The organism is Micromonospora sp. DSM 43699 (assembly GCF_055517075.1).
This window is the reverse complement of record NZ_JBTMMT010000006.1, coordinates 91,275-116,962: the sequence shown is the minus strand read 5'-3', so window position 1 is coordinate 116,962 and position 25,688 is coordinate 91,275. Positions and strand designations below refer to the sequence as shown.

At 71.6% G+C, this 25,688-nt stretch carries 19 protein-coding genes; 14 read left to right on the top strand and 5 right to left on the bottom strand.

Annotated features, from left to right (window positions below):
* Positions 1-7 precede the first annotated feature (7 nt).
* Complete coding sequence (locus AC0AIB_RS05440; protein WP_328348229.1) at positions 8-1,408, top strand: glycosyltransferase; 1,401 nt, start codon at positions 8-10, stop codon at positions 1,406-1,408.
* Positions 1,409-1,537: 129 nt separating this feature from the next.
* Here the strand turns inward: AC0AIB_RS05440 and AC0AIB_RS05435 are convergent, their stop codons facing one another.
* Both AC0AIB_RS05435 and AC0AIB_RS05430 read right to left on the bottom strand, forming a co-directional pair.
* On the bottom strand, positions 1,538-4,369 hold the full coding sequence (locus AC0AIB_RS05435) for a helix-turn-helix transcriptional regulator (protein WP_328348227.1): 2,832 nt from the start codon (positions 4,367-4,369) through the stop codon (positions 1,538-1,540).
* 555 nt (positions 4,370-4,924) lie between these two features.
* Complete coding sequence (locus tag AC0AIB_RS05430; protein WP_465096150.1) at positions 4,925-7,741, bottom strand: helix-turn-helix transcriptional regulator; 2,817 nt, start codon at positions 7,739-7,741, stop codon at positions 4,925-4,927.
* A 1,326-nt stretch (positions 7,742-9,067) separates the two neighbouring features.
* On the opposite strand from AC0AIB_RS05430, the gene AC0AIB_RS05425 reads away from it, so the two are divergent.
* The 6 genes from AC0AIB_RS05425 (at position 9,068) to AC0AIB_RS05400 (ending at position 14,590) form a co-directional block, all read left to right on the top strand.
* Positions 9,068-10,462 carry an AMP-binding protein gene (locus AC0AIB_RS05425; RefSeq protein ID WP_328348223.1) on the top strand — a complete coding sequence of 465 codons (1,395 nt, stop codon included), beginning with the start codon at positions 9,068-9,070 and terminating at the stop codon, positions 10,460-10,462.
* Between the two features lie 63 nt (positions 10,463-10,525).
* Complete coding sequence (locus AC0AIB_RS05420) at positions 10,526-11,026, top strand: 4'-phosphopantetheinyl transferase family protein (protein ID WP_465096161.1); 501 nt, start codon at positions 10,526-10,528, stop codon at positions 11,024-11,026.
* Between the two features lie 402 nt (positions 11,027-11,428).
* On the top strand, positions 11,429-12,094 hold the full coding sequence (locus AC0AIB_RS05415; RefSeq protein ID WP_442930819.1) for an HAD-IA family hydrolase: 666 nt from the start codon (positions 11,429-11,431) through the stop codon (positions 12,092-12,094).
* Between the two features lie 225 nt (positions 12,095-12,319).
* Positions 12,320-13,261 carry an ABC transporter ATP-binding protein gene (locus tag AC0AIB_RS05410; protein ID WP_465096148.1) on the top strand — a complete coding sequence of 314 codons (942 nt, stop codon included), beginning with the start codon at positions 12,320-12,322 and terminating at the stop codon, positions 13,259-13,261.
* Positions 13,258-13,995, top strand: a complete 738-nt coding sequence (locus tag AC0AIB_RS05405) for an ABC transporter permease (RefSeq protein WP_328348217.1) — start codon at positions 13,258-13,260, stop codon at positions 13,993-13,995. Before AC0AIB_RS05410 ends, AC0AIB_RS05405 begins: the two co-directional genes overlap by 4 nt.
* Before the next feature lie 277 nt (positions 13,996-14,272).
* Entirely contained in the window at positions 14,273-14,590 is a 318-nt protein-coding gene (locus AC0AIB_RS05400; protein WP_328348215.1) for a DUF5988 family protein, read from the top strand.
* Between the two features lie 147 nt (positions 14,591-14,737).
* Here AC0AIB_RS05400 and AC0AIB_RS05395 read toward each other — a convergent pair whose 3' ends face one another.
* The 3 genes from AC0AIB_RS05395 to AC0AIB_RS05385 form a co-directional block, all read right to left on the bottom strand.
* The gene (locus AC0AIB_RS05395; RefSeq protein ID WP_328348213.1) at positions 14,738-15,571 is read right to left on the bottom strand and encodes a glycosyltransferase family 8 protein; all 834 of its coding nucleotides are present in this window, start codon (positions 15,569-15,571) and stop codon (positions 14,738-14,740) included.
* 437 nt (positions 15,572-16,008) lie between these two features.
* Positions 16,009-17,148, bottom strand: a complete 1,140-nt coding sequence (locus tag AC0AIB_RS05390; RefSeq protein ID WP_328348211.1) for a substrate-binding domain-containing protein — start codon at positions 17,146-17,148, stop codon at positions 16,009-16,011.
* Entirely contained in the window at positions 17,145-17,399 is a 255-nt protein-coding gene (locus AC0AIB_RS05385; RefSeq protein ID WP_465096146.1) for a hypothetical protein, read from the bottom strand. Before AC0AIB_RS05385 ends, AC0AIB_RS05390 begins: the two co-directional genes overlap by 4 nt.
* A gap of 241 nt (positions 17,400-17,640) precedes the next feature.
* Between AC0AIB_RS05385 and AC0AIB_RS05380 the strand changes: the two genes are divergently transcribed.
* From AC0AIB_RS05380 to iolB, 7 genes are all read left to right on the top strand, one after another.
* Entirely contained in the window at positions 17,641-19,671 is a 2,031-nt protein-coding gene (locus tag AC0AIB_RS05380; RefSeq protein ID WP_465096145.1) for a DUF2264 domain-containing protein, read from the top strand.
* 11 nt (positions 19,672-19,682) lie between these two features.
* On the top strand, positions 19,683-20,987 hold the full coding sequence (locus AC0AIB_RS05375) for an ABC transporter substrate-binding protein (RefSeq protein ID WP_328348205.1): 1,305 nt from the start codon (positions 19,683-19,685) through the stop codon (positions 20,985-20,987).
* Positions 20,988-21,105: 118 nt separating this feature from the next.
* The gene (locus tag AC0AIB_RS05370) at positions 21,106-21,969 is read left to right on the top strand and encodes a carbohydrate ABC transporter permease (RefSeq protein ID WP_328348203.1); all 864 of its coding nucleotides are present in this window, start codon (positions 21,106-21,108) and stop codon (positions 21,967-21,969) included.
* Positions 21,969-22,865: a carbohydrate ABC transporter permease gene (locus tag AC0AIB_RS05365; RefSeq protein WP_465096144.1), complete on the top strand. Its 897-nt coding sequence runs from the start codon at positions 21,969-21,971 to the stop codon at positions 22,863-22,865. The genes AC0AIB_RS05370 and AC0AIB_RS05365 overlap by 1 nt, the downstream gene beginning before the upstream one ends.
* A 5-nt stretch (positions 22,866-22,870) precedes the next feature.
* Positions 22,871-23,548, top strand: coding sequence for a hypothetical protein (locus AC0AIB_RS05360; protein WP_465096143.1), 678 nt, complete (start codon positions 22,871-22,873; stop codon positions 23,546-23,548).
* Between the two features lie 83 nt (positions 23,549-23,631).
* Positions 23,632-24,816 (top strand): glycoside hydrolase family 88 protein, encoded by a 1,185-nt coding sequence (locus AC0AIB_RS05355; RefSeq protein WP_465096142.1) that lies wholly within the window; start codon positions 23,632-23,634, stop codon positions 24,814-24,816.
* 46 nt (positions 24,817-24,862) lie between these two features.
* On the top strand, positions 24,863-25,687 hold the full coding sequence (iolB, locus tag AC0AIB_RS05350; RefSeq protein ID WP_465096160.1) for a 5-deoxy-glucuronate isomerase: 825 nt from the start codon (positions 24,863-24,865) through the stop codon (positions 25,685-25,687).
* Position 25,688 lies beyond the last annotated feature (1 nt).

Genomic DNA, 25,688 nt, shown 5'->3' with positions numbered 1-25,688 from the left:
GACGACGGTGACGACGTCCGACGAACGTCCGCTGCTGATCGTCAGCTCGGGCAGCGCAGGGCTGTTCAACCCGCTGCTCACCCTCGCCGGTGAGCTGAAGCGCCGGGGCGTCGGGCAGGTCCGGTTCGCCTGCACCGACGAGCGTCGGGCCGACATCGAGGCGCTGCCCGGCGAGGGTGACGTGCGGTTCCTGTCACTCGGTCCGGCCCGGCTCGAGATGCGCCCCGAGCACTGGGACGACGAGAAGCACAAGCGGATGTCCGCCGGGTCGCGGGTGGAGAACTTCGTCAGCTACGTCGACGCCTCGACCGACTACGACCACCTGCACCAGCTCTACGAGCGGTGCCGGGAACTGGTCGACCAGGTGGAACCGGCGCTGGCCGTGGTGGACTCGTTCGCCACCTACGGGATGGACGCGATGACCACCCGGGGTGTCCCGTACGTCATCAGCGTTTCGGTGCCGCCGTCGAACTTCCTGCAGGACAGCCTGCCGTCGGCGTACCCGACGCCACTGTCCGGCCTGCCGCTGCACATGAACCCGAGTCAGCGGGCCGCCAACGACCGCCACCGGGCGGCGCTGCTGAGCGCGTTGACCGAGCCGGAGCGGCTGGCCCGCAGCACCGCCGCCGCCGAGCACCGGCGGGCCGTCGGGATCAGCAACGCCGAGCTGAGCCCCACCCGGTACGCGGACGCCGCGGAGGCGGTGCTGGCCTACACGGTGTTCGGTCTGGAGTACCCGTTCGACACCGCCCCGGCGAACCTGCGCCTGGTCGGCTCGATGGTGCACCCGGACGTCACGCCGAGCCCGGACGGGACGCAGCTGCGGGACTGGCTCGACGCCCACCCGTCGGTGCTCTACATCGGATTCGGCACCATCATGCGGCCCTCGGCCGCCCAGGTGGCCGCACTGGTCGAGGTGGCCGCCCGGCTCGCGCCCGAGCACCACGTGCTCTGGAAGCTGCCGGCGCAACGGCAGCACCTCCTCCCGCCGGCCAGCGAGCTGCCCGCCAACCTCCGCGTCGAGTCGTGGCTGCCCTCGCAGGTCGAGGTGCTGGCCCACCCGAACGTGCGGGCGTTCTTCAACCACGCCGCCGCCAACGCGATCCACGAGGCGGCCTGGTTCGGGGTGCCGCAACTGGTGATGCCGTTCTGGCTCGACTGTCACGACGGTGCGGTCCGGGTCGTCGACGCCGGGATCGGGCTCGCCGCCGAGCAGGAGGACCCGCTGGACGTCGAGGACGTGGTCGCCAAGCTGCACCGGCTGTTGACCGACCCGGTCTTCCGGGAGCGCGCCGAGCTGTGGCGTGGGCGGCTGCGGCAGGCGGGCGGCGTCACCGCCGCCTCCGATCTGGTGCTGCGGCTGCGGGCCGGCGCGGCCGGCCGGACACCCGCCCCGGTCCCGGTCTGACCCGCACCCGGGTCGCGCGGTACGACACCCACGCGGGACGCGGGCGGAGGACCGCCGCTACCGTCCCGACGGACCCACGTCGGCGGGGCGCGCACCAGGCAGGACCCGGCGCGCGCCCCGCCGTGGGCGTCAGGACGCCGCCCCCTGCACCTCCTCGGCCAGCGGCTCCGCGTAGGCGACGAGCCGGGTCGGCAGGTCGGAGCGACGCTTCACGTCCAGCTTCCGATAGACCCGGGTGAGGTGCTGCTCGACCGTGCTCACCGTGATGAACAGCTTGCTGGAGATCTCCCGGTTGGTGTGGCCCTGGACGGCGAGCGCGGCCACCCGCCGCTCGGCCTCGCTCAGCCCGTCCTCCGACTCCGGCGTCTCGGCCGGCGGGTACCCCGGCAACCCACCCGGCTCGCGGCCGACCAGCCGTTGGGCCAGCACCGGCGCCCCGCAGTCCTGGGCGAGGTGGTACGCCCGGCGGACCAGCAGCCGGGCCTGCGCCCAGTCGCCCGCCCGCTGCAGTGTCTGACCGGTGTCGCCCAGCGCCCGGACCAGCTCCAGCCGGTCGCCGCAGTTCTGCAGCAGGTTGACCGCCTCGAAGAGCAGCTTGCGCCGGTGGTCCGGGGCGGCGGTGGTGGCGAGCAGTCGGAGCGTACGGCCGTGGGTCCGGTCGTCCACGCCGTGCGGCACACGTAGCTGCTCCTGGAGCAGTTGGTTGGCGTGCGCCTTGTTGCCCACGCTGAGCTGTACCCGGGCCAGCTCCAACCGCCAGGGGACCAGGCCGGCGACGTCGATGCCCCAGGTCCGCATCAGCTCCCCGCAGCGGAGCAGGTCGGCCGTTGCCGCGTGGGCGCGGCCCAGCGCCAGGTGGTGCCGGCCCCGCGCGGCCAGGTAGTGCACGCCCAGCGGGGTGTGGAACGCGCCGGGCGGCAGCGGCCGGGCCAGCCACTGGTCGGCCTCGCCGTGTCGGCCGGACTCCGTGGCACAGGCGATCAGGGTGGCCAGGGGGCCGGCCGCGGCCACTCCCCACGCCGGGACCGGCAGGTCCTCCAGGGCCGCGCGGGCGTGCTGCTCGGCGCCGGACAGGTCGCCCAGGCGCAGGGCTGCCTCGGCGCGCAGGGAGCGGATCACCGCCCGCCACACCGGGGTGTGCCGCACCGCCGGGCGGTCCAGCAGCGTGCCGCTCCAGACCGCCACCCGGTCCGAGCGGCCCGACCAGAGCAGCGCCAGCAACGGGGCGGTCAGCACGGGGAGGACGCCGTCGTCGGTGTGGTGCCGGTGCAGCAGCTGCTCGGCGGTGGCCACCGCGTCCTGCTCGGCGGCGGGCGTCAACGCCGAGCCGAGCACGGTCAGGGCGTGCAGTTGCAGGTGGCCGACGGCGGGCAGGACCGGCATCCGGCCCCCGGCGGCGACCGCCTCCCGTACCGCCGGGAGATGGTCGGGGTGGGAGAGGGAGAGCAGCAGCCGCATGGCCCCCAACCGGCTGGCGTCGGCCGGGTGGGCCTGGTCGTCGTCCGTGCCGCAGCCGACGATCGCCTCTGCGGCCTCCTCCGCCCGACCCTGCCAGAGCAGGTACGGCACGGCGGACAGGGTGGTGTCGGCGGGCCATCCGGCGTCGCGGGCCGTACGCACCAGCTGGGTGAGGTGTCCGTTGACCGTCAGCGGGTTGACCTGCCACCGGGCCTTGATCAGCATTGCCGTGGTGGTGGTGCGCTGCTGGTCGTCCACGTCGGCCCGGCTGACCAGCCGAAGGCAGGCGGCGGCCTCGTGCGGCCGTCCGGAGGCCAGGGCCTGTGCGGCGGCGTTCTGGAGCACCGGAACGGTCCAGGCGGCCTCGGCCCAGCCGGCGGCGACCAGGTGCTCGGCCACCGTACGCGGGTCGATGCCGTGTTCGTGCAGCACCTCGGCGGCGCGCTGGTGCGTCGCCCTGCGCTCCTCGGTGGACATGTCGCCCAGGATGGACCGGCGGATGCGCGGGTGACGTAGCTGGTCGCAGTTCATCAGACCGGAGGTGCGTAGCACCCGCACGGCCGGTACGACCGACTCGGACATGATGTCGAGCAGGTGGCCCAGCAGCTCTGTCGGTGCCGGCCGACTGAGTACCGCCAGTGCCTGGGCCACCCGCCGGAGCCCCGGCTCGTGCCGGTAGAGGCAACCGAGCACCGCCTGGTCGAACGCGTCGCCGAAGGCGGTGTCCGGGGCGGGATCCTCGTCGGACTCCTCGCGGGGCCGCTCGTCGATGAGTGCCCGGGTGAGCAACGGGTTGCCGCCGGTGATGCTCAGACAGCGCTCCGCGGTCTCCCGTACGGCGGCCTCGGTGCCCCCGCCGACCAGTTCGGCGATCGCCTCGACGGTCAGCAGCGGCAGGGTGATCCGGGTGAAGTGCGGCTGGCTGAACAGCTCGGCCCGGAAGTGCGGGTGTGGTGGGCGCAGCATCGTGGCCTCGGTGAGCACCACCACGATCGGGGCGTGCCGCAACCGGCGGGTGACGTACAGCAGGCAGTGCAGGGTCGCCGGGTCGGCGTGGTGAACGTCGTCGATGGTCAGCACCAGCGGTCCGGGCTCGGCGAGATCGAGCAGCGTGGTGAACAGCCCGTGCAGCACGGGTGCCCAGGCCCGGTTGCACGCCGACGACTCGTCCGTCGTGTTCAGGCTCGCCTCCAGCAGGGGGACGACGGATGGAGCCTCCCGCATCAGCTTCTCGACGCGGGCCGCGGCCTCCTGGCCCAGCCGCGCACTGTGGAACAGTTGTCCCAGCACCCCGAGGTGCAGTCCGCGTTCCGCCCGGGAACCTGCGGCACTGAGCACCCGTCCTCCGGCGGCAACCGCCCATTCACCGAACGACTCCAACACGCTCGTCTTGCCGCTGCCCACCGCGCCCGTCACGAGGGAGACATGGCCCCGTTGCTGCTCCTCGGACATCCGGAAGGCTTCCCGCAGCCGGGTGATCTGTTCCTCTCGCTGCACCAGCACCGTTCGCGTCAGCCTTTCTCATACCCGGCGCCGAGCGGGTCACTTCGCCCGGCACCGCCACCCCGAGGCTGACCACGGCCCCTGCCACGCGTACCCGTGCTTCGGGTAGGGGTGGAAGTGCGCGGGCCGTGTCGCCGGGTGGACCTGGATCCTGCCCTTCGGAACCCGCCACCGAGCGGCCGGAACCGGTTGCAGGGAGTCTGGCATCGGCATTGATGTGCGACAACGGGCGCGAGACCCCACCATTACGAGGGCTAACCTGTGGTCCGAATGGGCCGTTAGGGGTTGCGCTGCTGGCCGTGAGGAGCACCTCGGCGAGCCGAGTGAACAGCCGGGAACGCCAGGATGGACGGGCGGTATGACAGGACGGACGGGTGGTACGACAGGATGGACGGCCGACGTGACACTACGGACTGTCAGCGCGGCAGGCCGGACCACCAGTGATGACTATCCTACCCATGGTGCTATCCCCTCTTCGTGGCACACGCCTCGTCCGCACGGCCACCGACCGCCGAGGTCAGAGGGCGCCGACGGTCTGATGGTGCCGGGGGAGGGTCAGCGGTCGAGCCGGAGCCGGGCGGCCAGTTCGCTGCGCGAGTTGACGTCGAGCTTGCGGTAGATGCGGGTCAGTCGCTGCTCGATGGCGCTTACCGTGAGGTACATCTTCTCGGCGATCTCCCGGTTGGTGTACCCCTGCGCGGCCAGCGTGGCCACCCGGGACTCGGTGTCGTTGAGCCCGGTCAACAGGACGATCGCGTCGTCGTTGCGGTCGGCGCTGCCGTTGCGGCCGGCACGGGACGTGGGGCGCAGGACCGGAATGCCGCACTCGTCGGCGACGACCCGGGCGCACCGGGACACCTCACGCGCCTGTCGCAGGTCGCCCGCCTGCTGGTACGCATGACCCAGGTCGATGAGCGCATGGGCCAGTTCCACCCGGTCGCCGCACTGCCGCAGCAGTCGTACGGCGGCGCACAGGTGCCGGATACGGTCGGCGCCCTCCTCGACGCTGGCCAGCAACCGCAGTGCGGCCCCCCGGGGTCGCACCTGGTCCGGGCGCAGTCGGTCCAGCTCCTCCCGGACGAGCTTCTCGGCCTGCTGCCGGCGGCCCATGTGCCGCAGTGCGCGGGCCACCTCGGTCCGCCACGGGACGAGGGACGACAGGTCCAACCGCCACGAGGTCATCAGCTGACCGCAGAGCTGGAAGTCGGCCAGCGCGACCCCGGGGTTGCCCGTGGCCAGCGCGTGCAACCCGCGGGCGTGCAGGTAGTGCAGGCCGAACGGGGTCTCGAAGAGGGCCGGCGGGACCGGCGTCCGCAGGCAGGCGGCGGCCTCGTCCCACTCCTGGAGCGAGGTCAGCACCCGGAGCCGGATGGCGAGCGGCATGCCGATCATGACGCCCCACCCCTGGGGGGAGAGCCGGCTGAGGGCCACCTCGGTCAACTCCCGCGCCCGGCGGAGGTCACCGCTTCGGCCGGCGACGACACCGGCGAGGGCGGCGAGCAGCGCCCACGGGGTGTGGTGCCGGCCGGTGGCGCTGCGGTCCAATCGCTCGCACCAGTCACCGGCGATATCGAGCCGGTCGGCGTAGATCAGCGCGATCACCGCGCAGACGGCGTTCCAGAAGCTCGTCTCGTCGTCCAGGCGGAGCGCGCCGAGCATGTGGGGGGCGTCCTCGGCCGCGCTGGCGTTCCCCCGCTCCAGCACCGCGCCGAGCAGGGTGACCCCCCGAAGCTGCCGCTTGACTCGGGCGAGGGTCAGCGGGTCCCGGCCCGCCGAGTGGGCGGTCGGGCTGCCGACCGGAGCCCCCGGGTAGAGGGTCGCCATCCAGCTCTTCAGGACGATCAGGTCGGTCGCGGACTGCGGGTCGTTGCGATCGGTCCGTTCTCCCAGGTGGCGGATGAGTTCGAGCGCCTTGTCGATCTGCCCGTGCCAGAGCAGGTACTGGAAGGGACCCGCGGCCTGCCGGGTGCTGAGGTGCCCCGCCTGGACGGCGGTGGCGACGCCGAGCAGGTGGGGGACGGCGGCCTGCGGGTCGAGCCGCCACTCCGCGCGGGCCAGGGCGGAACGGATCCGCGCCCGTACGCACTCGTCGACGGCGTCCCGGTTGGCCCGCCGCAGGTACTGTCGGGCCGCGTCGACGTCACCGTCGGCGAGTGCCTGTTCTCCGGCGTCCAGCAGCACCTGGAGCATCCACGGCTGGTCCAGATCGTCGGTCTTGAGCAGGTGCGGGGCGATCCGCGCGGGTGGCGCGCCGTCGTCGTGCAGCAGACAGGCGGTGGCCCGTCGCAACCGGCCACGCTCCTCGACCGTCATGCTGTCCAGCACCGCCCGGCCGACCGCCGGGTGCCGGAGCCCCTCCTCGGTGACCAGGCCCGCGCTGGCCGACGCGTCCACCGCGTGGACGTCCAGTTCACCGGGGAGGTCGAGGAGTCGGGGCGCCAGCGGGCTGTGCGCCGACCCGCCGGTCACCGCGAGCACCCGGGCGGTCTTCAGGACGAGGTGCTCGCACCGGTAGAGGCAACTGAGCACGGCCTCGCGGAACGCCTCCCCGGTCGCAGGCCGGTCGCCCTGGCCGCCGGTGAGGTGGTCGTCGGCCAGGGCGTGCACCAGCAGGGGGTTGCCGCCGCTGATCCGGTACGCCTCGTCGACTGTCGCGCGGCCCACCGGGACGCCGAGGCGGTCGGCCAGCACCCGGTAGGTCCCGTCGGGGGAGAGCATGGGCAGTCGTACCCGGTGCGACCGCGCCGGCTGCACCAACTCGGCGTGGATGGTGGGGTGGCACGGTCGGGTCCGGTGCGCCTCGGTGAGGACGATCAGCACGGACAGGCCGGTCACGCGCCGGGCCAGGTAGTCCAGGCAGCGCAACGAGGGCCCGTCGGCGTGGTGGACGTCGTCGACCGCGATGACCAGGGGATCCTTCTCGGCGATCGTCAGTAGCTCGCCGCCGATCGCGGCGGTGAGCGGGGCGAGGGCCTCCCCGCCGTCGTCGTGCGGCTCGGACCAGGCGAGGGTGCCCCGGTCCAGCAGCCGTCCGAGCCGGTCCCGACCGCTCTCGTCCAGGGCCGCCTGCCGCACGAGCTGACGGATGATCTCCAGGGGCACGGTGCGTTCGCTGCGCGAGGCGCTCGCGACCAGGACGCTGACGCCGGCCTCGGCGCAGCGCCGGGCGAACGCCTGCAACAGGCTGGTCTTGCCGACGCCGACCGGCCCGGTCACCACCGTCACCGGTCCCGACGTGGTCGACGACTCGTCGGCCCGGAGCAGGTCGTCGAGCTGATGCGTCAGGATGTCGAGCTGCCGATCCCGCTCGATCAGCGTCATCGGGCCGGTCCCTTGGCGGGTGCCGGTGACCGAGGTCGCCTGGTTGTCCATCCGCTGTGGTCTCCCATGTCACTCAACGAAGTCAGAGACCCACAAATCCTTGACAATTATGCTGCGGAGGTCGATGGCGTTCGTGCGGCTTGTGACCGGTGCATTCCATAATTCGGAGGCTGCTCCGCCGTGCCCCCGGCCATCGATCTCAGTGCATAGTGTGGAGTATGGCAGTCCGGCAATTGAGCGGCAAGTCAAACGATGTGAAGGATCGACAAAGCTACGCTGTCGCGCCACTGGCCGGACGGAGCTTCGTTCGATCGGCAGCGTAACGTCATAGTGGCGATTCGGAGCGTGACATCGAACATCCTCTCCCGGTTTGGGTCGGGGCGCTTTGCAGGCTACCTGCCAATCTGTATTCAGGGAACCGGCATTGCGTTCGTGAACGTGCCCGTCGACCTCGACGGTGGGAGCGCTTCCGGTCGGCGGCGGCGTCCGGCCCGTCGGCGCCTGCCCGGTGTCGACGGAGCGTGGTGGCGCGCTCCACGTGGACGCGGTCTCGCCCCGACGGTGGGTTGTCGGCTGATATGGGGTCGTTCGTGGCGTTCTGGCGACCCGCCCTGCGTGGTGGCGCGGGGTCCTGTGTCATCCGGGTGCTGTGCCGCTCACCCGACGGCGATGGGCGGTTCGACGTGGACGACCCGGGCGGCGGGCGGGGGCCGGTCCCGCCCGGGTGTGTCGGTCCGTGCGACGTCGGGGTCTCTCCGTCGGATCGACCCCCGTCGCATGTCGGCATCCGCGGTAGGTTCCGCCGCCCGGTTCCGGCCCCTTTGATGCCTTTCTGGAATCTATCGGTTCGCCCCATGCCGTGAACTGTCCGCTGAATCAGCGAGCCAATCAGGAGAGCCGGAATCCGCGATCAGTGCCGGTTGGTGTTCGCCCGGTGTCGTGGATTCCGGGCCGTCGGTGGGCGCGGTTGCGCGCCACGGTTCCGCCGACCCGTCCGAACTGTCGCTCAGGCTCCGGTCGAATCGGGGAACTATTGGGGGAGATAGGCGCACATCCGTACGATCATCCGACTCCGCCGTCCTCGCCCGGCCGCAGTCGGATTACGATCGATGGTCGCCGATCGCCATCCGACCGTCACAGGCGGGACGGTTGCCGCCCGTGGCCTCGCCGTCCTGCGTACCGTCCCGTCCCGGCACGGACCGGCGACGAAGCTAGGGGTTGTCCGCGACCCTGGCGCAGCCTAATTTCGGGGCATCGCTCCGATCGGGAGATGACCGGACACCGAGGCCCCCGCCCACCCGGAGTACGAAGGGTTCCTGGCGCGATGCTCCAGCCACTGCCGAGACCCGTCGACGCGGCCGACAGGGGATAGCTCGGATGACTCTGCTGCCGGCGCTCCGCGGGTCCGGCGTCGACCGGGCCGACGCGCTCCGGGTCGGCGGCAGGACGCTTTCCAGCGAGGACCTCCAGGGCTGCGCCAACGCCGTCGCCGACCGGATCCGGGGGGCCCGGGCGGTGGCGGTCGAGGCCACCCCGAGCATCGAGACGATGGTCGGCATGGTGGGAGCCCTTCAGGCGGGCGTTCCGCTGGTGCCGGTGCCGCCACTGGCCACGGCGACGGAACGTCGCCGAATCCTGCGCGAGTCCGGCGCGAACCTCTTCCTCGGTGCCACCTCCACCGCCACTGCCGACGGCACGGCCGTCCCCGTCGTCCCCGTCGACCTGCGGCAGCGGTCCTGGGCCGCCCAGCCCGAGGCGGAACCCACCACCGACGCGGTCATCCTCTACACCGGCGGTGCCGGCGGGACGTCCCGAGGCGTCCGCATCTCCCGCCGGGCGATCGCGGCCGAGCTGGACCTGCTCGCGGACGCCTGGCGGTGGAGCCCCGACGACATCCTCGTCCAGGAGGCACCGCTCTTCCGGGCCTACGGCCTCGTCGCCGGCCTGTTCGGGGCGCTGCGGGTGGGTAGTCGCCTCGTCCACTCCGACGGACTCCCGGCCACCGGTCCGGTCGGCACCATCTACCTGGCCGTACCCGGCCAGTGGGCCCGCATCGCCCGGGATGTCGGGTGTGCCCGCACCCTGTCCGGGGCGCGGATCCTGATCTCCGGCGACGCGCCGCTGGCGCCGGCGGTGAGCGAGCGGATCCGGTTGCTCACCTCGCACTCCCTCATCCAGGGCTACGGCACCACCGAGACCCTCATCGTGGTGACCGGCCGCGCCGGCGCACCGGGAACCGCCGGCACCGCCGGGAACCCCCTGCCCGGCGTGCAGACCCGCCTGCTCGGCCGGGACGGGCAGGCGGTGCCCGCCGACGGTGAGTCCGCCGGGGAGCTGAGCATCCGCGGGCCGACCCTGTTCAGCGGCTACGTCTGCCGAACGGATCAGGGGACCCCCTCGGGCGGGTGGCACGCCACCGGAGACCTGGCCACCGTCGGCCCGGACGGCTGCCACCAGATCATCGGTCGGCGCCGGGTCGACGTGGTGCACTGCCGCGACCGACCGGTACCCGCCCGGCAGGTCGAGGAGGTCCTGCTCAGCCACCCCGGGGTCCACGATGCCGCCGTGGTGGGCACGCCGCACCGCGCCCTCGGGGATGAGATCGTCGCGTACGTCGTGGCGGCGGACGGACTCACCGCGCAGATGCTCATCGACCACGTCGGACGGATGCTGTCGGCCGTGCACCGGCCCCGGCGCGTGCACTTCCTCACCGAGTTGCCCCGCAGCGCCCAGGGTCGGGTCAGGAAGTGCCTGCTGATCGCGGCAGGGTGAGGGGGCCGGAGGAGCCGCCGGCCTGAGCTCCGGGTCCGGCCCCGGTGGAGCCCGGGCGTCCCCATCTGGCCGGCCGGGGTGGTCGGCAGCATGACCCACTGTGACGGCTACCGGTGCGCAGCCCTCGCCCCCGCGACCTCGGTCGTCTCCGTCGGGGTCGACGCCGAACCGCACGCGGCGCTGCCTGACGGCGTGCTCGACGCGATCGCGCTGCCCACCGAGCGGGCGCGTACGGCAGCGCTGCGCGCCACCGACCCGACGGTGTGCTGGGACCGCCTGCTGTTCAGCGCGAAGGAGTCGGTCTACAAGGCATGGTTCCCGCTGACCGGCCGCTGGTTGGACTTCTCCGAGGACATCGTGGTCGAACCGGACGGGACGTTCGCGGCCCGACTGCTCGTGCCCGGGCCGGTGCTGGACGGCACGGAGGTGACCACCTTCCCCGGCCGGTTCCTGGTCGAGGACGGACTGATCCTCACCACCGTCACCCTCCCGACCCGGTTTCGCCCGGGTCGGGAGGGTGCCGGGCCCCTCCTCGTCACCAGACGGCAGGAGGGGCCCGGGTAGCCACCACGGCGGGTGTCAGGCGTCGGTGAGCAGGTTGTTCCGCACCGTGCCCACCGCGTTGCGGGAGAGGTCGTCGACCAGCCGGGGGCACAGCTCCACCCAGGACACCGACCGGTCGTCGACGCGGAGCGCGTCCGGCCGCTCGTCGGTGGACTAGGACAGCCAGCTCGGCAGCGGCACGATGGCGCTCCTTCCGCGCGGGCCACCCGGTGGCGTGCCGCCGGCCGGTGGCGGCGCCGGCCCCGGTACGGTCGGTGGGCGGTCGGGAGGCCCCTACGCGTCCGGCCGGAGCCCCGACCGTGGTCGGGCCGCCCGGGGTCGGCCACCCCCATCGATCGGTCCGGGCGTCGTCGTGCCGTCGTGGTGGAGGAGGTGGGACCGGTGTCCGGTTCCGGGGGTCCGGTGGGGGCGGTGGGAGGGACGGTCGTCCCCGACGGGGTCCGCGCGGTCGTGCTCGACCTCGACGGTGTGCTCGTCGACAGTCTCGCCGTGGCCCGTGCGGCGTTCACCCTCGCCTACCGCGAGGTGGTCGGCGAGGGCGTCGTCCCGGTCGACGAGTACTGTCGCCACCCTGGTCGCTACCTGCCGGAGGTGCTGCGGCTGATGGGCCTGCCGGCGGCGATGGCGGAGCCGTTCGCGCGCGAGAGCAACCGCCTGGCGCACCTGGTCACACCGGTGCCCGGCGTGCCGGAACTCCTCCGCGAGCTGCGCGGGCACGGCATCGGCCTGGCCGTGGCGACCGGCCGCAGCGGGGAACGGGCCCGCTTCGTGCTGGACCGGGTCGGTCTGCTGCCCCTGGTCGACCACGTGGTCGGCGCGGACGAGGTGCCCCGGCCCAAGCCCGCCCCGGACATCGTCCGCCGGGCCCTCGACCTGCTGGACGTGCCACCCGGACGCGCGCTGATGGTCGGTGACGCGCCGGCCGACCTGGCCAGCGCCCGGAGCGCCGGAGTGGTCGCGGTGGCCGCCCTCTGGGGCGAGTCGGACGCGGAGACCCTCCGGGCCGCTGCCCCGGACGTCACTGTGACCCGGATCGGGGAGTTGGCCGCCCTCTGCCTCGGCGGCTGACCGGACAGGACGGACACTCCGCGTGAACCCGTAGAACCCCTGACGGGCCGGTGGTTCCGGGTCTACACCCCGATCCGTCCCCCGACGGGTTGATCACCGCCGCGGTTACCCGGATGATGGGCGGTGTCGGCCCCCGGGTCGATTCCGGACCGTTCCACTCACCGACGCCGACATTCCGAGGGTCCCGCCCTCACCACGGCAGCCGCACGTGACGGAGGACCACCCATGCCGGTCATCGAAGTCGAGCACCTGCACAAACGGTACGGCGACAAGGTCGCTGTCGAGGACGTCTCCCTCACTGTGGAGCAGGGCGAGATATTCGGCGTGGTCGGCCCGAACGGTGCCGGGAAGACCACCACCGTCGAGTGCGTGCAGGGACTGCGCCGGGCCGACGGCGGCCGGATCCGGGTGCTCGGTCTCGACCCGGTGCGGGACCGCACGGAGGTGCGCCAGCGGGTCGGTGCCCAGTTGCAGGAGAGTCAACTCCCCGACAAGCTGCGCGTACGCGAGGCCCTGGATCTGTACCGGTCCTTCTACCGCAACCGGGCCGACATCGACCAACTCCTGGCCGACCTCGGGCTGACCGGTCAGCGCGACACCGCCTTCCACAAGCTGTCCGGCGGCCAGAAGCAGCGGCTTTCGGTGGCCCTGGCGCTGGTCGGGCGACCGGAGATCGCGATCCTGGACGAGCTGACCACCGGGCTCGACCCGCAGGGCCGGCGGGACACCTGGAACCTGGTCGAACGGATCCGCGACAGTGGTGTGACGGTCATGCTGGTCACGCACTTCATGGAGGAGGCGGAGCGGCTCTGCGACCGGCTCGCCGTGATCGACGGTGGTCGGGTCGTCGCCATCGACACCCCGTCCGGTCTGCTCGCCCGCGTCGGCTCGGCCCACCAGGTGCACTTCCGGCCGCTCGACCCGCTCGACGAGGCGGTGCTCGACACGCTGCCCGAGGTGACCGGCGTGCGTCGCAGCGGCGACGAGGTGACCGTGGCCGGTCCCGAAGGCGTGGCCCAGGCGGTGCTCTCCGCGCTGGCCGACCGGAGGGTCCGCTACAGCGGGCTGCGTGTGGAGCAGCCCACCCTGGACGACGCCTTCGTCTCCCTGACCGGTCGTGCCGGCCAGACCGGTGCCCCCCAGACGATCGACGAGAGGTCATCGTGAACGCCCTGTCCAAGCTCGTCGCGGTCGAGGCCAAGCTGTTCCTGCGTGAGCCGGTGTCGTTGTTCTTCGTCTTCGCCCTGCCGCTGGGACTGATGCTCGTGTTCGGGCTCCCCTCGCGCGGGGCGACGCAGGGGAGCACCGGTCAGCACGGCGAGCTGACGTTCCTGCCGGCCCTCGCGCTCTCCCTCACCATCGGGATGCTCGCCCTGTTCACCCTGCCGATGGCGTTGGGCATCTACCGGGAACGGCGGGTGCTGCGCCGGCTCGCCACCACGCCGGTCAACCCCGCCCTGCTGCTCGTCGCGCAGGTGGTGGTCAACCTGGCCATGGGTGTCGCCGGTGCGGTGGTGACCGCCATCGGCGTCCGCTTCCTGCTGGACCAGCCGGCCCCGGCCAACGTGCCGGGCTTCGTGCTGGCCTTCCTTCTCGGGGTGGCCTGCCTGTTCGGGCTGGGTCTGCTCATCGCCGCGCTCGCCCCCTCGGCCCGGTCGGCCCAGTCCATCGGGCCGACGCTCTTCTTCCCGTTGCTCTTCCTCGCCGGGGCCTGGCTGCCGCGCGACCAGATGCCGACAGTGCTGGCGAGGATCGGGGACTACTCGCCGCTCGGGGCCACCGTGGACACCATCGCGGCGGCCTGGGCGGGGGACGCTCCGGCCGTACCGCAGCTGATGGCCCTGGCGGTCACCGCCGTGGTCGGCTGCCTACTGGCGGTCCGTTTCTTCCGCTGGGAGTGAGGTTGCGCGGGCGCGCCGTCCGTCGGGCTCGCCGGTGGCCGGCGCGGCCCCGCCACACCGGTGAAACCACGCTAGGGGGCGGCTAAGGGTTCTCGTCACAGTGTGACCTGGATTACGTTCGTGGCGGACGAGAGGCCGTCTCACCTGCGGCGGAACCACTGGTCCCGCCGCTTGCGTCTCCGGTGTCACGGGACGCGACGGCCCTCCCGTCGGCACCGGCGCCGCGGCAAGGACCGGCGCATGGCGAGGCGGAACGACGAGCGACGGAGGTCGTGCGATGACAGGTTCTTTCGATCCCGCCCCGACAGTCCGGACGGCGGATCCCTTCGTCGACGATGACGACCGGATCGCCCCCTCAGCCCCGGTAGGGACCGACATCAGCCGGGAGGCCGGCGGGATCGTCGACGCGGTCCTGGAGGGTGGGCCCACCACCCTGCCGGCCGAACTGCGCAGCCACCGGGTCCCCCTGGTGGAGCACAAGATCAAGCTACCTCACTACGGAGGGTACGAGCACTTCGAGCGGGACACCACAGGCGTCGTCGACGGCACGCCCGTGGTCTTCCAGTGGAGCGGCCGTACCCGGATCGCCGAGTAGCCGCGACCGGTCCCGGATCCGGTGTCCGGCGCGGGCCGGCACGACGCCCGGCTCCGGCACCGGGTCCGTACCCGTGACGCCCAGCTCTCCGACGTGGCGTGGCAGGTCGTCACGTCGGGCGGGACCCCTCAGGGGTGCGACCGGCGGTCACCTGCCGAAGGTCCGGGTCAGTGCTCCGGTGCTGCGCCGGTGCCGCCAGTACAGGTCCCGCCGGGCGCCCTTGGGGAAACCGGGCTGCCACGGCTTCACCGGTCCGGCCATGTGGAGCACGGCCGAGTCGCTGAGTTTGCCGCCGTACTCCGGCTCCAGCCGCCAGGCCATCAGGTCGTTCCACCGGTGGGACATCCGCAGCCAGTTGCCGTAGGTGGCGTAGTTGAGGGCGTCCTGGTCCGGGTATCGCGACTCGTGTGCGTGGCGGATGAGGTAGGCCAACGCCTTCTCGGACGCCTCGCATTCCTTCCACCGGCCGACGTCGATCAGCAGCACCCCGGAGTTGAAGTAGGACCCCCGTGGGTCGAGGTGCTCGTACGACGACAGGCCCGGGATGCCCCCCATGTCGTACAGCCGGCGGTTGAACGGGTCGCGGACCGCGCCGAGCGGGACGCCACCCATGTCCACCTCGAACAGCGGCTGGAGGCTGTTCGTGCACAGGGTGTCGCAGTCGAGGTAGAGCACCCGCTCCACGTCCGGCGGGAGCGCGGCGGGCACCAGCAGGCGCAGGTACATCGCCGGGGAGAGGTACGCCATCAAGGGGTCCTTCCCCTTGGGCAGGTCGACAGTGGAGGTGTCCACCTTCAGGTACTCGACGCAGGCGTGTGGACCCGCCGCCTTGACGAGAGCGGCCCGGGAGGAGGTCGACACGTCGTCCGCCGCGATGAGCCAGTACCTGAGCGGCTCGCCCGGGTTCGACTCGGCGACCGTCGACATGACGACTGCGGCGTGTGCCGCGTACGCGGCGTCGAAGGTCAGGGTGAGGTCCACGGGCGCTCTCCTCCGCATAGCTTGCGGTAAACCCGGAGAAAATAGCCCGGAAATTGCGAAACAGGCAAGGGCTTGGCCATTCAATTAGGGGTTGAAAAGTGGACCCCAGAAAGAACCCTTCAATTCGATCCCGCGGCTGGACAACGCGGCGTCGGCTGTGCGGTGGCGCTCGCGCGACTGCTCCTGGCGGTCGGCTGGACGGTCGTGGCCACCAGTGGCCGTACCGAGAGTGTCGTCGGTGCCACCGGGCGACCAGCCCGGCGGGCCGCTCGCCCTTGGACGGTACGGCAGGTTCATCCGCCGTGGGGGTTTCGGGGTGCGGATTCCCGACCCGGTGACGGAATACGTCCGGAAAGCCATTCCGGCAGATGCGGACGGCCGGTTCGTTCGAGGGTCCGGGGCTTGGACTCGGGTGGCGATCCAGGACGGAAGAGCACCTAGGCGGGAGGCGGCGCTGTCGATTCCCGGATCCGCAGTGACGGGCTGATGACGATCCGGTGGGTGGGGCGGCCGGGGTCGACGAGCCGGTCGGCGACGAGCCGCACGGCGGCCCGTCCGATCGAGCGTCGAGGCGGTCGGACGGCGGTCAGCGGCGGGCTGAAGAGCCCGGCGACCTCGTCGTCGTACGCCACGATGGAGAGGTCGCCGGGAACGGAGAGCTGCCGCTCCTCGCAGTGCTGCACCAGGGCGACGGCTTCGGCGTCGGCGTGCACCAGCAGAGCCGTCGTCCCGGTCGCCTGGCACCTGTCGAGGACGTCGTTGAGTACGGTGTCCCGCTCCGGTGAGCGTGCGTCGGGCACCACGGCCACCACTGTCGCGTCCGAGTCGAGGCCGCACTCGGTCGTGGCGTCGCGCCAGCCGCGCCGGATGTGCTGGCTGGTGGGGCTGTTGGCGTCGAGCACCAGACCGACCTTGCGGTGTCCGAGCGAGGTCAGGTGGCGTACCGCCATGGCCGCACCGAGTGCGTGGTCGGTGACCACCGACTCCATGACCGCGTGGTGGCTGCCTACCGTGGCAGTGCGTTCCAGCAGCACGACCGGGACGCCGACCTGGGCGAGCCACTCGATGGTGCGCTCGGCGCTCGGCGCGTCCATGCTCGGCGCGATGATGAGCGCGTCGACGCCCATCCGCTCCACGAGACGGGCCAGTTGCGGCTGGTCGTCCTCGGTGTCGTAGGAGGAGCCGCGCAGGACCACGCGCATGTCGAGCTCGCGGGCTGCTCCCTCGACGCCGCGAGCCACGTCCGGCCAGTAGTAGTCCAACGAGGGCACGAGCATGCCGAGGGCGCGTCCGACCAGCGGGTCCAGGCCGGCGACCGGTGCCTCGTCTGCTGCCGCGGCGTCGTCCGGCAGGATCAGGGCGACCCCACCGTGGACGCGGCGAACCAGACCCTCGGCGGCCAGGTCTGCAACGTCACGCCGGATGGTGACCGGCGCGGCGCCCAGCACGTGGGACAGGTCGGAGATGCGCATCGCGCCGTCCCGTTGCAGGGCGGCCAACAGTTGCTGGCGGCGGGCGACCTGAAGCGGCCCTCGGGATCCCTCCGCCGTGGCGACGACAGGACTGTCCTTGGTCATGGGGGACCTCCGGGGAACGCTTGGTGCGGCGTGAGTTTCTTGCCGGGTGCGGACGGGTTCGCCGGCCGGCCGGCGACGAGCGGGTGGATGTGGGGCGGTGAGGTCGCCTGGTCCGGGTCGAGGTCCCCGCCGTCGTCGTACGGCGACGCGAGCACCCGTGCCGGTAGTGCGAGCACCCGTGCCGGTAGTTCCGTGTCGTGATCGCGCCACGCCGCAGCCAGCGGGTCCGCGAAGCGGTCTGCGGCGGTCATGACCCCTCGGACGGTAGAGCGACTGTGAGCGATTGTGATCGTATCAGAGCACTTGGTCGGTCGGCGTAGCGTTCTGTGCTCTCCCGATCGATTGTGTCCGTACGGGTTTGAGAAGAGCATTGACTTGCTCTGATGTGAGCGTTTTACTTCGGAAACCCGGCGGATGTCCGTACGTCACATTCATGGGCAACGCACCGCTCGCCACCTTCCACGGAGACGGCTTGATGCGACAGGACCTCGGATGACGTCCGGACCGGCCGGCCGGCTGGCACCGGGAGCGAACCCCGCTGCCCCCACCGCCGCGACCTGGCACCGGGACGACTGGCTGGCCCTCGCCGACCGGATGCTCGCCGCCGTCCGGCCGTTCGCGTCGCCCGGCCACGCCCTCGTCACCCTTCCCGGGCCGGAGGGCGGTTACGGGCGGGCCGTCGACGGCCTGGAGGGGTTCGCTCGCACCTTCCTGCTGGCCGGCTTCCGCATCGCGGGCGCCCAGGGAGTGGGCGTGGACGAGCTCGTGGACCGGTACGCGACCGGCATCGCCGCCGGCACCGACCCGAGCTCTCCGGACCGCTGGGTGCGCTTGGACGAGCACCCCCAGGCGAAGGTGGAGGCCGCCTCGATCGCCCTGGTCCTGGACCTGACCCGGCCGTGGCTCTGGGACCGGTTGCCGTCCGCGGTGCGGGAGCGGGTGGTGGACTATCTGCGCCCGGCTGTCGGCGACGACACGTACCCACGGATCAACTGGGTCTGGTTCCGGCTGGTCGTACAGACGTTCCTGCGTTCGGTCGGCGGGCCGCACTCGCTCGACGAGATGGCCGAGGACCTGCGCACGCACGACGGTTTCGCCCGCGGGGACGGCTGGATGTCCGACGGTCCGGACCGCGCCTACGACCACTATGTGGGTTGGGCCCTGCACCTGTACCCGACGCTCTGGGCGCGTATGGCCGGCGCCGCGGACCTGGCCGAGCAGCGCCGCGAACGTGACCTGGCCGGCCTCGACCGTTTCCTGAGTGACGCGGTCGCGCTCGTGGGCGCCGACGGATCACCGTTGATCCAGGGACGAAGCCTGATCTACCGCTTCGCCGCGGCGGCGCCGTTCTGGGTCGGGGCCATCGCCGGCGTGTCCTCGGTCAGCCTCGGCCAGTTGCGGCGCGCGGCCACCCGCATCGTGCGCCACTTCGTCACCCACGGCGCCGTGGACGAACGCGGCCTACTCACCCTCGGCTGGCACGGGCCGTGGCCGCGACTGGCGCAGTCGTACTCCGGGCCGGGCTCACCGTACTGGGCCAGCAAAGGTCTGCTCGGCATCGCGCTCCCCGCCGACCATCCGGTCTGGACGACCCCCGAGGAGCCGCTGCCGGTCGAGGAGCGGGACACGGTGCGGGCGATACGGGCGCCCGGCTGGCTGGTCTCCGGCACCCGCGCCGACGGGGTCGTCCGCGTCGTCAACCACGGCACCGACCACGCCGTCGAGGGTGCCACCGTCGCAGACTCCCCGCTCTACGCCCGGCTGGGCTACTCCACCGCCACCAGCCCGGTCCTCGACGCCAGCGGCTGGGTCAGTCCGCTCGACCAGTCCGTCACCCTCGTCGACGACGCGGGTCGGGTCACCCACCGCGCCGGCATGCGCCTGTTGACCGTGCACGTCGACACCGACGGCGTGGGAGTGGCCGGATCACGTGCCCTCGTCCACTGGGTCGACCCGGATCCCGGTCAGCGTGATCACGGCGGCGGCCGCCTGGGCCGGTCCCGCCCGGCCGGGCACCTCACTGTGTACTCGCTGGTCCGCGGCCCCTGGGAGCTCCGGCTGACCCGCGTCGACGACCTCGCCGACGGTGTCGAGGCGGCTGCGCTGCGGCTACGGATCGGCGGCTGGGCCGTTGCCGGGGACGCGACGGTGACCCTGGGCGACCGGGTGGCGGCCGTGACCGGGGCCGGCCTGACCAGCACGCTCGACAGCGTTCACGGCGGCGGAACGGCCGGTGCCACCGCCGTTGCGCACGGCGGGCCGCTGGCCGGCGACCCGGTGGTGCCCTGGCTGGACCACCCCGTCCGGCCGGGCACATGGGTCGTCGCCCTCATCGAGCTGTCCACGGTGCCGGCAGCCACGGCCGGGCAGGCATGCCGGGTCGTGGCCGACGAGGACGTCGACGGCCTCCACCTGGCAGTCGACTGGCCCGACGGGATCCGCACGTCGACCCGGCTGGACACCGAGCATGCCGGGCCCACCCGGCCTGGTAGCAGTACGGGCCCCGCTGGGCCCCTGACCTGAAGGAGAAAGGGATGAAGCGCGCGATACCTGCCGTCATCAGCGCCGCGGCGGCCCTGACGCTTGTTCTCGCCGGTTGTGGCGGCGGAGACGAGCCAGTCGACCCCGACGCCCCCGTGACGATCACCCTGGCCGGCTGGAGCCTGGCGTCCACGCCCGAGTTCAAGACGCTCGCCGACGGCTTCAAGGCGACCCACCCGAACGTGACGGTGGAGCTCAAGGAGTACGCCCCGGGCAACGACTACGACACCCAGATGATCACTGACCTGGCCGCCGGCACCGCTCCGGACGTCTACGTGATGAAGAACCTCAGGAACTTCTACACGTACCAGAGCGGCGGTCAGCTGCTCGACGTCTCCGACGCCACCTCCGGTCTCGGCTCGGGCCCGGCGCTCGCGTCGTTCCAGGTGGACGGCAAGGCGTACGCGGTGCCGTACCGGCAGGACTCGTGGGTGCTGTTCTACAACAAGGACCTGTTCGCGAAGGCGAAGGTGGCGCCGCCGGACGGCAGTTGGACCTGGGACGACTACACCGACGCGACGAAGCGGCTGCACACCGGGCTGAAGGCGGCCGGCTCGAACGCGACAGGCGCGTACCAGCACACCTTCCAGTCGACGGTGCAGGGTTTCGCGCTCGCCCAGACCCCCGGCGCGGATCTGCTCTCCGGGGACTTCGGCTACCTGAAGCCGTACTACGAGCGGTCGCTGGACCTGCAGGCGGCCGGCGCGCAGCCGACCTTCGGCACCGCGAAGACCAACAAGCTCACCTACCAGGCGCAGTTCGGCAAGCAGCAGTCGGCGATGCTGCCGATGGGCACCTGGTACGTGGCCACGCTGCTCAACCAGCGCAAGAGCGGTGACGCCGACACGTTCCAGTGGGGGATCGCCCCGGCGCCGCAGTTCGACAAGTCCACCACCGGCACCTCCGCCACCCCCGTCACCTTCGGCGACCCGACCGGCCTGGGGATCAACCCGAAGATCAGTAAGTCGAAGGTCGCCGCGGCCAAGGCCTTCCTCCAGTACGCGGCCGGCCCGGATGCCGGCAAGGCGCTGGCCGGGATCGGCATCACCCCGGCCCAGGTCACCGACGCGGTCACCGCGACGCTGTTCGGGCTGGACGGCGTGCCGCAGGACGAACTGTCGAAGTTCGCCTACGCCAAGCACACGATCAAGCCGGAGAACCCCGTCTCGAAGCACACCGCCGGCCTGCAGAATCTCCTCAACGAGACGCACTCGGCGATCCTGTCCGACAGCAAGGGCGTCGACGCGGCGCTGAGCGAGGCGCAGACCCGCGCCAAGAACGAGGTCCTCAACCAGTGAGCTCACGGCGGGCCCGGCGTGCGTCTCTGCCGCATGCCGGACCCGCCGCCACGCCGAACGCTCCCGGAGACTCCCTATGGCAACACTGCCGCGCACGCGACCCAGGAACCGGCGTCTGGTGTGGCGCAACACGGTCACCGGTTGGTCGTTCATCCTGCCCAACTTCGTCGGCTTCGCCGTGCTCACCCTGCTACCCGTCGCGGTGCTGTTCTACGTGGCCTTCACCAGCTGGAACGTCTTCGGGGTGGCCGAGTGGACCGGCACCGCCAACTTCCGGCGGATGTGGGGTGACGCGAGCTTCTGGACCGCACTGCGCAACACCGTCTACTACACGGCCTTCCACATTCCGTTGACCCTCGCGGCATCACTCGGGCTTGCGCTGCTGCTCAACCGCAAACTGCGCGGTGTGCGGTTCTTCCGTACCGTCGCCTTCTTCCCCTACGTCACCTCGATCGTGGCGATCGCGATCGTGTGGAACCAGCTGTTCAGCCCGGAGTACGGGCCGGTCAACGCGCTCCTGCGCGCCGTGGGGGTGGACGACCCGCCGGGCTGGACCACGTCGTCCACCTGGTCGATGCCGGCGGTCATCATCGTCGGCACCTGGCGCTACATGGGCTACTACATGCTGCTGTTCCTGGCCGGCCTGCAGACCATCCCGGCCCAGCTCTACGAGGCCGCCCAGACCGACGGCGCCTCGGCGTGGCAGCGGTTCGTGCACGTGACCATCCCCGGCCTGCGGCACACCACCTTCTTCGTCACCGTGCTGCTCACCATCGAGAGTTTCAAGGTCTTCGACCTCATCCTCCTGATGACCGGCGGCGGGCCGGGCCAGTCCACACTGGTGCTCTCGCAGTACATCTACCAGAAGGGCTTCGAGGAGAACCAGTTCGGCTACGCCTCGGCGGTCTCCATCGTCCTGTTCGCCATCTGCTTCGGCATCACGGTCATCCAGTTCATGGTCAACAAGCGGGGGAACAGCTGATGACCGCGACCGACCTCTCCGTGCCCCCACCGGCCGTCGCCCCGCCCGGCGATCCCGGGAAACCCACCCGACGGGTCAGGCTCCGGGGCTGGCGGCTCCTCGGGTACGCCGCCCTCGTGCTCGCGGCGGTCGGGCTGCTGCTGCCGTTCTACTGGATGGTGCTGGCGTCGTTGAAGACCAACAACGACGTCTTCACCATCCCGATCACCTGGCTGCCCGATCCCGTGGTGTGGCGGAACTACCTCGACATCTGGCAGCGCTCGGACCTGACGACGTGGCTGCGGAACACCCTGCTGCTGTCGGTGGTCGTCACCTTCCTCCAGGTCCTCACCGGCAGCTTCGCCGCCTACGGCTTCGCCCGGGTCCGCTTCCCCGGCCGCAACCTGCTCTTCCTGGCGTACGTCGGGACGATCGCGGTGCCCTGGCAGTCGTACATGATCCCGCAGTTCATCCTCATGTCGAAGCTGCAGCTGTCGAACACCCTGTGGTCGATCGTCGCGCTACAGGCGTTCGGCGCGTTCGGCGTGTTCCTGATGAAGCAGTTCTACGAGACGGTCCCCGAGGAACTCAGCGAGTCGGCGCGGGTCGACGGGCTCAGCGAGTTCGGCATCTACCGACGGATCATGCTGCCGTTGTCCCGGCCGGCGCTCGCCAGCCTGGCCCTGCTGACGTTCGTGACCACCTGGAACGACTACCTCGGCCCGTTGATCTACCTGCGCAGTCCGGAACTGCGCACCGTCCAGTTGGGGTTGAACACCTTCATCTCCCAGTACAACGCCGAGTACGCGCTGATCATGACCGGCTCCGTGCTGTCCGTGCTGCCCGTCGCGGTCATCTTCCTGCTCGGCCAACGCCACTTCATCGAGGGCATCGCCACGACCGGACTGAAGGGGTGAGGCCGATGCGATCGCGCCACCACACCATCGCCGCCGTCTTCGACGGGATCCACGTAGCGCTCGTCACCAACCTGCTGCTGGTGCTCGGTTGCCTGCCCCTGGTGACCCTGGCGTTCACCACCGACGCGGCGCGCTCCTGGCCGCTCTACGCGCTGACCGCCCCGCTCTGCGCGCCCGGACTCTGTGCGGCCTTCGCGGTCATGTCCGCCTACTCGGCCGGCGACTCCGGCGGCGTGCTGCGGACCTACGGTCGCGCCTGGCGGGCCACCGCCCGGCCGGCGATGCTCTGGACGGCGGCAGCCATGGCGGCCCTGGTCGTGCTCGCCGTCGACGCCCGCGCCGCGTGGGGCCACCGGGTCGGGGCACTCGCCCTGCCGGTACTGGCGACTCTGATCGTCCTCACCGTGGCGACCACGCTGCTCGGGTTGGTGACCGTCGCCGAGCGACCCACCGCGCCGCTGCGCGACGTGGCCCGTGCCTGCGGATATCTGGCGGTGCGCCGGTGGTACCTCACCGTCGCGTCGCTGCTCGTGCTCGCGCTGCTCGTCCAGCTCCTGGCGGCTCGCCCCGCGCTCGCGCTCGGCCTCGCCGCCGCGCCGCTGCTCTACGTCGTCTGGGCCAACAGCCGCTTCACCCTGCGGGCCGTCCTCGACCCGTCGACGACCGCGGCCCAGCGCACCTGACCACCGCGTACCGGCCACCGAGCGGGGACGTCGACGACACACCTGCCCGGCACCGGACCCGACCACGAGGGAGAACCGCATCCATGACGGCGACCGACGTCCGTCCCAGCTCCGACGCAGAGGCCACGGCGGCTGCGGTGGCCGCCGCGATACGTACCGTCGACGCGAACATCGCCACCTTCGGCGACCGGTACCCCGCGGACACCACCGACGCCAACCGCTACCCGCTGCGACCACCGACCGCCGGTCAGCCCGAGGGCGCCAACGTCGGCTGGACGACCAGTTTCTGGCCCGGGATGTTGTGGCTGGCACACGACCTGACCGGCGACGAACACCAGCTGCGGGCAGCCCTGGCACATGTCGACAGCTTCGCGGACCGGGTGCACGGCGGCATCGACCTGGACACCCACGACCTCGGGTTCCTCTACACCCTCGCCTGCGTCAACCCGGCCCGCCGTACCGGTGACCCGCAGGCCCGGGACGCGGCGCTCGCCGCCGCCGACCACCTGATGACGCGCGTGCTCGAACCCGCCGGGATCATCCAGGCCTGGGGCGACCTCGACGATCCACGCCAACGCGGCCGCACCATCATCGACAGCCTGATGAACACGCCGCTGCTCTTCTGGGCCAGCCACACCACCGGCGACGACCGCTACGCCGCCGCGGCCCGCCGGCACACCGCCCAACTGCGCCAGCACATCCTGCGCCCGGACGGCACCACCTTCCACACCTTCTACTGGGACCCGGACAGCGGTGTGCCACTGCGCGGCGAAACCGAACAGGGCCACGCCGACAACTCCTGCTGGGCCCGTGGGCAGGCCTGGGGCATCTACGGGTTCAGCCTCAACCACCGGCACATCGGTGATCCGGCGCTGCTCGTCGCCGCGAGTGCCTGCGCCGACCGTTTCCTCGCCCACCTGCCGGCCGACCGCGTCGCCTACTGGGACCTGGAGTTCGGCGACGGCAGCGGCCAGGAACGGGACAGTTCCGCCGCGGCCATCGCCGTCTGCGGCCTGCGCGAACTCGCGGACAACCTCACCGACACGGCCAGCGCCGACCGGTACCGCACAGCCGCCGCCGAGATCCTGCGGTCGCTCATCGACCACTACTCCACCGGCGGCCAGCCGGTCTCGAACGCGCTGATCCTGCACGGCGTCTACGACAAACCCAAGGGTGTCGGCGTCGACGAGGGAACCCTGTGGGGCGACTACTTCTACCTGGAAGCCCTCACCCGCGCCACGATCCCCGGCTGGACCAGCCCCTGGTGATCGCCGCGACCGACCCGCACTGCCCCGCATCCCACGAAAGGTGACCATGGACTACCGCTACCACTGCGCCATTCCCGCCGCCGTCGGCCGGAACACGCTGCCCTTCAACCCCTGTCGGCTGTTGGACTTCACCCTGCTGCGGCTGTCGGCCGGCGAGTCCTGGACCGGCGAGTCCGGTGACCGGGAGATCCTGGCCGTCATCCTCGGTGGCACCGCCGACTTCACCGTCGCCGGCCACCACTTCCCGCAGGTCGGCCGACGGCCGGACGTGTTCTCCGGCAAACCGCACTCGGTCTACCTCCCGGCCGGTTCCTCGATCACCGTGGAGGCCGTCACCGACGTGGAGGTCGCCCTCCCCAGCGCCCCCAGCGATCTGGCCACCGACCCCTATGTCATCGTGCCGGAGCAGGTCGCGACCGGCCGCTGGGGGGCAGCCAACTTCGGCCGCAACTACCACCAGATCCTCACCGAGATCGCCCAACCGGACCTGCCCGCCCGCCGGCTCATCGTCGGCGAGACCTACACGCCCTCGGGCAACTGGAGCACCTACCCGCCACACCGGCACCGGGTCGACGACCTGCCCGCCGAGGCCGCACACGAGGAGATGTACTACTACCGCGTCAACCCGGCGGACGGGTTCGGTATCAGCCGGGTCTACACCGACGACGGGTACGAGGAGAACGTCACCATCCGCGAGCACGTGATGCAGATGATGCCCGAGGGCTACCACACCGTGGTCAGCGCACCCGGCTACACGACCTACTTCCTGTGGTTCCTGGCCGGCACGCAACGCACCCAGGGTGCCCGCGAAGACGCCGGTCTCGCCTGGGTGGGGCGGACCGTGCCAACCCTGCGCAGCCTGGGCCTGTAGG